Genomic DNA, 6,980 nt, shown 5'->3' on the forward strand with positions numbered 1-6,980 from the left:
ACCGCAAACGGGGGGCGGGTGTTTACACCTGGGCGTACTAATGTTTGGCGCAGAGACTGGACTGCGCTAAATGCTGATTTATCACCACTTGCGATTGCGCTACAATGAAATAATTAATATCTTGGGGGAGCTAGTCGGATGGATAAAAAGCACGGGATGATCATTGCTATTATTGGGACAACATTTTGGGGCCTGTCCGGAGTTGCTGCACAGGCAGTGCTAGCCGCCGTGTCATCGTTGTGGTTGGTCGGGCTCCGCCTACTACTAGCGGGCGTGTTACTGCTGATCTGGGCCGCGTGCACCGGCACGGACATCTGGGCTATTTTTAAGACCTGGCACACCACCGGCCGGCTCTTGGTGTTTGCAATTCTAGGAATGGTTCCCTCGCAGCTATGCTATTTTCTAGCGATTCACTACGGCAACGCGGCTACAGCGACCGTGCTGCAGTTCCTCGGCCCCCTGTTTATCATCGCAACAGTGGCTGTGGAGACGAAGACCATGCCGCGTCGGATCGACCTGATCTCAATGGCAGTAGCACTGCTTGGCACCATCCTGCTGGTGACGGAGGGTAACTTCACCCATCTCAGTCTAGCACCCCTAGCCGTGTTCTGGGGCGTGCTGGCGGGTGCTAGTCAGGCCAGCTACACCCTCGTTCCCCGCAAACTCCTCCGGGCCTTTGACGCCAAAATTGTTGTCGGTTGGTCCATGGTTATCGGAAGCGTGCTCTTTTGGCCAACATTGTTGATGACGCCATGGCCACTATACCAGCCAAGCTTGCTCCTCGATGTAGCCTTCATCGTCGTCTTCGGGACAATGCTGGCCTACCTGCTCTACCTAGGCAGTTTGCGGGCCCTGAGTCCCCAAACAGTGGGCATGATCAGCGCGTGTGAACCACTCAGTGCAACCCTGTTCAGCTGGCTCCTGCTAGGGACCACTCTAGCCCCCGCGGCACTATTAGGCGGGGCACTGGTCATCTGCACCGTCTTCCTGCAGGCCCTGCCCGTTCGTAAGGCACACCTACGCGAATGATTAGGAGCTTGCAATAACCAAGCCCAGCACCCGGCCCTATCTCTGCACAAAAATAGCACTGCAGGCAATCAACCCGCAGTGCTACTGAAACGCTATCTAGTTTTGATAACCGCCTTGGTAATCGCATTGACCCGCTTAACCGTGACGTTCTTCGAGCTCTTACTCTCGATGCCCACGAACCAAGCCGGTACGTACACCGTGCTCCCCTTAGCGTTAAGCAACCAGGTATAGCCCAGGTGCGTCCAGATGACGCGGGAATTGTTGACGATTTCGTTGCTGCGGTACAAGGTGTAAACCGCATCGCGCGCACTCATAATTTTCTGATTGTTGTCCATCATCTTGAGCTTGTCGATATAGGTCTGCGTATAGCCGGTAATTGAACCGTCATTAACCGTCAGCACCAACATTGCCCTGTCGTCAATGACCCGCACGCCAGCCAGCTTTTGCACAAACACGTAGCGTGAACCGTTGCTCATGTCGGCTTCGTAAACATAATTCTTACCGAAGAGGACATTGTTGGGATTGTTGATAAAGCTTTTTACCTGCCCGAGTACATCCTTCTTCCGCAATCGCAACGGCCGGTTGAGCCGTGCATCCAGCGTTTGGTAAGCCCCGGTGTTGATCGTAACGTTCTGGTCGCCGCTTTTGGCAACCCGCTCGTAATTCTGGCTGAGCATCGTACTGGTTTCACTAGCCGCATAACTCGAACTGACCTGCTTATTGCTGAGTTTGGGCACGGTAATATCGTCCTGCTTGATATCGCGAACGATCTGCGAATTACCACCCGTTGTGCCCGTCGACAAGTATACTTTCTGGTTCTGCGTCACGCTCCAGCCGAGAAAAATGTCAAGGAAGGCGAAGACAACGAGGAAAATCCATTCGATTCGGTGAAAGTCCATGCCTTAGCCTCCTTAATTATTGTCCGCGGTCTGCGCCCGGGTGCCATTAGCAGTCAGTTTAACAGTGCCGTTCAGTACATCCTTGTAATCGTAGTAATCACCGTTCACCTGAATGTAATACGTCGGTGCAAGGTCCGCAACTTGGGTACTGGTCTCATCCTTGTTCCAGTCGTAACCAAGCTGCACATCACTCACACTGCTTGTGTCCAAGCCGTAGTTGCGCAGCTGATCCAGCACCGTTTGCGCGGCCGGCAGCGTTGTATCCGTCTCGCTGGTCGGAATTGCAACGGCGAGGTTGTCTCCGGAAAAGGCAATGCGCTTGCTGTTGCTCGTGTGGGTGACCGTAACCGTCCCGTTCAGCATGTCATTGATAATCGGCAACCCGCCAACATAGGTGCGGAAGGTAACGGTAGAACTGTCGTGTTGATAGCCGAAGTAGGACATGTCATCAACCTCGTTCACGTTCAGCCGCATCATGTCATCGTAGGCCGCACGCAACACAGCGCTATCCGTCTGTTTCGGACCAGACACCACAAAATTCTCATACTGCATCATACTGTCATTCCGGTCCACCGCCAGCCGTTGATTATTGTTGTCGACGGTGTAGACGGTTTGCTCACCTAGTTGCTTCGCATCAACCGCAGATGACATGCGGTTACCACTGCCCATTAGCGCAGTAACGTAATGGTTAGCATTTTGCTTATCAAGCAAATAGGTGTAAGTCGGGATCTTGACATCGCCTTGGAAGAGGGCCACTTCCCGGCTACCCATCCGCTGGTAGTTAAAGGGATAGCTCAAGTTGGCATGACTGAGCGCGCCATTTAAAGCCACCAGATTCAGCTTCTTGCTCATCTGCAGTTTGTGCGTCTGCCGCTGCCGATCGTTGGCCAGCGTCAGCGCCCCACTGCGCAAGTTCACGATGATGCGGTTGAACTCAAAATCATTCGTCTTATCACGCGCGGATTTGCTGAAGTACAGCTTATCAAATAGTTGCCAACTCATCTCGCCGGCATAGGTCATCTGGACCGTGTTGTCGCGGCTGAGCAGCGCCGCATACGCGCTATTACTCAGCTTGGTCGCCGCCCCCACGTGCTGAACGCGGCCAGACTTAACGTTGCGGCGCACCCGTGCGGATAAATCACCCTTGCTTTCCGCGAGCAAGCGCGTGGTCCCGGCCTGGGTCTCAATAATCCGCGTCGGCAAAAACACACCCGTTTCATGATGCTTAACAGCTGAGGTCGTGGTCTTAACGGTGACCTCACTAGTCGCTTTGTGCTCCATGTGGGCAGGGTTGAACCAGATGATCCATGTAAAACCAACGCTCGCCGCAATCAGACCGATTAGTACGATCCGGAATAAAAAGTGTCTAAACCTCATCCCATTCATCCTCCGAATCCATCTGCTCATAAGGGAGGGAAATGTAGAACGTGCTCCCCTTACCTTCTTGCGAGTCGACCCAGATTTGGCCGCCCAGCGCCTCAACGATTTCCTTACTGATGGCTAGGCCCAGACCGGTACCACCCTGCTTCCGGGAGCGGGCCTTGTCGACCCGGTAGAAGCGATCGAAGACATGGTTAATATCCTTTTGCGGAATTCCCAGTCCCTGGTCGGTGATCGAAAGGATAACGTGATTGTGCGTCTCCAGCAACCGGGCCGTGATGACCCCACCGTCTGGTGAGTATTTGATTGCGTTGTTCATAATGTTGTCGACAACCTGCATGAACTTATCCTGGTCGATTTCGACCCACAAATCACGCTTGGTGATCTCCCGGCGAATCGTGTACTGCTTCTTCGGCTTATTTTGGTGCATGTGCTGCGTTTCGCCGGTGTGTTCATTATCGGTCTTCAGCATCATGTCGAAACGATCCAAAATGTAGTTGAAGAACTCGTTGATATCAACGGTTTCCATTTCCATTTTGCTCGTCCCTAAATCAAGCCGTGAGAGTGCGAGTAAGTCATTGATCATCCGGATCATCCGGTCAGTTTCTTCCTGTGTCACCTTCAGAAACTGCGGCGCAATCTCAGGATCCTTCCAAGCACCATCATTCAGGGTTTCAATGTAAGACCGCAGCGAAGTGAGCGGCGTTCGCAGTTCGTGGGAAACATTCGAAACGAATTCCCGCTGTTCACGCTCATTCTTCTGCTGTTCAGTAACATCATGCAGGACAACAACGAGGCCCGAAATAAAGCCCGTTTCCCGCTGAATCAGTGAGAAGTCCGCGCGCAAAATGAGTTTGTGGTGTTCCTCGGTCTCAAAGGTCAGTAACAATTCCTTTTGGTTCTCGAGTAAATCGCGCAGGTTGTAGTCCTTCTCGATTTTGAGCAGCCTCAAGATAGACACACCGATTGCGTCCTCAGTCTTCATCGTCAGAAACTCAAGTGCCGTTTGGTTGATAATGATGACGTTCCCGCGCCGATCGGTGGCAATAACACCATCGGTCATGTGCGCAAGGACAGAATCCAGCCGCCGCCGTTCGGCTTCACTGGCTTCCTGTGCCTCTTCAACGCGAACGGACAGGTTGTTGACGGCAACCGCCAGCTGGCCCAGCTCATCCTGACCATAGATTTTAACCTGACCGGAGTAATCACCCCGGGCCATGCGGATGGCTTGCTGTTTCATCGCGTCAATTGGCCGCGTGATCGCCCGACTGATTACGATCGAAATGAGAATACTCAAAAACGCGGCAATAATCGTGGCAATCAGGAAAATCCTGATGATGCTGTTGATGTTGTCGTACACACTGTCCATGTTCGCCCGGATGTAGATGGCTCCCAGGACATTATTTTCATCGCCGGTCGTATTAGCGTTTTTGATAGGAATGATCTTCGTGTAATTCGAACTACCATTATCCCCATCGTAAATAAAGCCCTCGTAGGTTTGACCTGTGTAGAGGGTGTTCTTCACACGTGAATTAGAACTTTTCTGGCCAATATTGTTCTGTGCGTTAACATTACTATCCCCACGCACGGTCCCCTTGGCGTCAACAACCTGAATGTCAGCCGTATTTGCGATGCTTGATTCATTCAGCAAGTCGCGAATATTTGCGTTGGCAGTGTCAGTATCGCTGTTTTGCAAGTCAGTGGACAACTGGTCCTGAATATAGTTCTCGATGGTGATCCGGCTCTTGAAGCTATCAATGTTCTGTTGTTCCAGCTGCTTAACGAAGTACGCACCGATAATCTCGACGGTAATCATGAGCAAAAGGATAAAGACCAGCGCGATTTTGAAATGAATCGACTGGAAAAACTTGATTTTCTTGTTCATGCCAGAACTGACCGTTCCTTCTTCATAGTCTCAGCGCGTTACAAATTCTGTTCAGTGGCTGGGTTGCGCAGGTAGTAACCAACCCCACGACGGGTAATGAGCCATGATGGGTGGGACGGATTGTCCTCGATTTTCTCACGTAGTCGGCGCACAGTTACGTCAACCGTCCGCACGTCACCGAAGTAGTCATAACCCCAAACGGTTTGCAGCAAGTGTTCCCGCGTCATGACCTGGCCCAAATGCCGGGCAAGGTAGTGGAGCAACTCAAATTCACGGTGTGTGAGTTCGATGTTCTCACCGCGCTTGGTGACCGTGTAAGCGTCTGGGTGAATGATCAGGTCGCCGACGGTCAAATCTGCCTTACCATCGTCAACATCAGAGCTGGTGTTACTGTCACTACGCCGGCGCAGGTTTGCCTTGACCCGGGCAACTAGTTCACGGTTGGAGAAAGGCTTGGTGACGTAATCGTCAGCACCAAGTTCTAGACCGAGAACCTTGTCAATTTCACTGTCCTTAGCCGTCAACATGATAATTGGCGTGTCGTTGTCCTTACGAATCTGGCGGGCAACTTCCAGTCCGTCGATCTTGGGCAGCATGAGGTCTAGCAGCACGAGATCAGGCTTCTCCGCCTTGAACTGGCTGAGCGCCTCTTCACCGTCAAATGCGGTGACAACCGTGTAGCCTTCTTTAGTCAAATTGAATTTTACGATATCAGAGATTGGTTTTTCGTCGTCAACGACGAGTACTTTTTTAGCCATACTATTTACCTCCATTAGTGGGGTTCCATCTCCTATTATACTTGTAAACGCAACCGGCCGCAAAAATTAGCTTTTGTTAAAAAATACCAACTCAACGAACGAGCGCACCCACACCCAACAATTGGGAATGGGTGCGCTCTACCGTTGCTAGTCAGCGATTAATCATAATCGAAGTCGCGAGCTCCAAAATCATCAATCACGGTCAAAATGAAATAATCCGTGGAACCAGTTCCGTAGTTTCTCTGCCGAGGATACTGTCTTAACCATCCGCTCAGGTGCAACGTACTTGCGGACGGCCCGTAGTACTTGGTGGGGATGTTTAGCCGAAAATGTATAATCAATTCCTGTTTTAGTGTGCAGTGCAAACCGCGGAATGCGCTTGCCGCCAGAAAGAACTTCGACGGTTACGTAATCAACGTCTGACCAAGGAATCTGAATGTAATCAGCAACTTTTTGGTGGTTAAAATATTCAAAAGCTGTATCGCCAACTATTACTTTGCCATATGAACCAACACTCATATATGAGGTGCCATCATCAGTTAGGTCCACATTCTTATTCATTGATAAAGCCGCAGTTTCAGCTACTGATTTGGACATTACGATTCCTCCAACTTCACGCGTGATTTTCAATTCATTTAAAAATAAGAGCCCAGGTGGAAGCCACCCAGGCTCTTATTATATAGTATAGCACCATCACAAGTGATGAATTATTGACTACATGAGGCCCCATACGTGGAACAGAACACCGACAACGAAGAGTCCAAGGATAACCCAGATTGGGGAAATCTTCTTCTTCAGAAGCCACATGCAGAGGAAGGTCAGCAGCAGAGCAGCGAGACCAGGAATCAACTGGTCCAAGTTGTTCTGCAGAGTCGTGGTCTTGATCTTGTCAAGAGCCAGACCGCCAGCCTGCTGTGTCAGAGCATCGTGGATACCCTGCGCACCCTTTGGTAGGTGTGCCCAGTCAATGTAAGCACCCTTTGAAAGAGGGGTCTTAGAAACAACTGGGGTGAACTTAACGTTAACCCA

At 51.1% G+C, this 6,980-nt stretch carries 7 protein-coding genes; 1 reads left to right on the forward strand and 6 read right to left on the reverse strand.

Translation table 11 applies throughout. From position 1 onward, the window contains the following. Nucleotides 1–138: 138 nt before the first annotated feature. Nucleotides 139–1,029, forward strand: coding sequence for an EamA family transporter (locus tag GN107_RS09565; protein WP_155287606.1), 891 nt, complete (start codon nt 139–141; stop codon nt 1,027–1,029). A 92-nt stretch (nt 1,030–1,121) separates the two neighbouring features. On the opposite strand, the gene GN107_RS09570 is transcribed toward GN107_RS09565, so the two are convergent. The 6 genes from GN107_RS09570 to GN107_RS09595 form a co-directional block, all read right to left on the reverse strand. Beyond that, on the reverse strand, nt 1,122–1,928 hold the full coding sequence (locus tag GN107_RS09570) for a two-component system regulatory protein YycI (RefSeq protein ID WP_155287605.1): 807 nt from the start codon (nt 1,926–1,928) through the stop codon (nt 1,122–1,124). Nucleotides 1,929–1,940: 12 nt separating this feature from the next. After that, nucleotides 1,941–3,305, reverse strand: a complete 1,365-nt coding sequence (locus tag GN107_RS09575) for a YycH family regulatory protein (protein WP_196246311.1) — start codon at nt 3,303–3,305, stop codon at nt 1,941–1,943. Further along, on the reverse strand, nt 3,295–5,193 hold the full coding sequence (walK, locus tag GN107_RS09580) for a cell wall metabolism sensor histidine kinase WalK (RefSeq protein ID WP_155287603.1): 1,899 nt from the start codon (nt 5,191–5,193) through the stop codon (nt 3,295–3,297). Before walK ends, GN107_RS09575 begins: the two co-directional genes overlap by 11 nt. Before the next feature lie 38 nt (nt 5,194–5,231). Next, entirely contained in the window at nt 5,232–5,951 is a 720-nt protein-coding gene (gene yycF / locus GN107_RS09585; RefSeq protein WP_155287602.1) for a response regulator YycF, read from the reverse strand. 192 nt (nt 5,952–6,143) lie between these two features. After that, a complete protein-coding gene (locus GN107_RS09590) occupies nt 6,144–6,548 on the reverse strand; it encodes a DUF956 family protein (RefSeq protein WP_155287601.1) in 405 nt (134 codons plus the stop codon). Nucleotides 6,549–6,665: 117 nt separating this feature from the next. Then, nucleotides 6,666–6,980, reverse strand: a 315-nt coding sequence (locus GN107_RS09595; protein ID WP_196246310.1) for a PTS system mannose/fructose/sorbose family transporter subunit IID, incomplete at its 5' end; no start/stop codon positions are given.

This window comes from Lacticaseibacillus zhaodongensis (genome assembly GCF_009687905.1).
Classification (GTDB): domain Bacteria; phylum Bacillota; class Bacilli; order Lactobacillales; family Lactobacillaceae; genus Lacticaseibacillus; species Lacticaseibacillus zhaodongensis.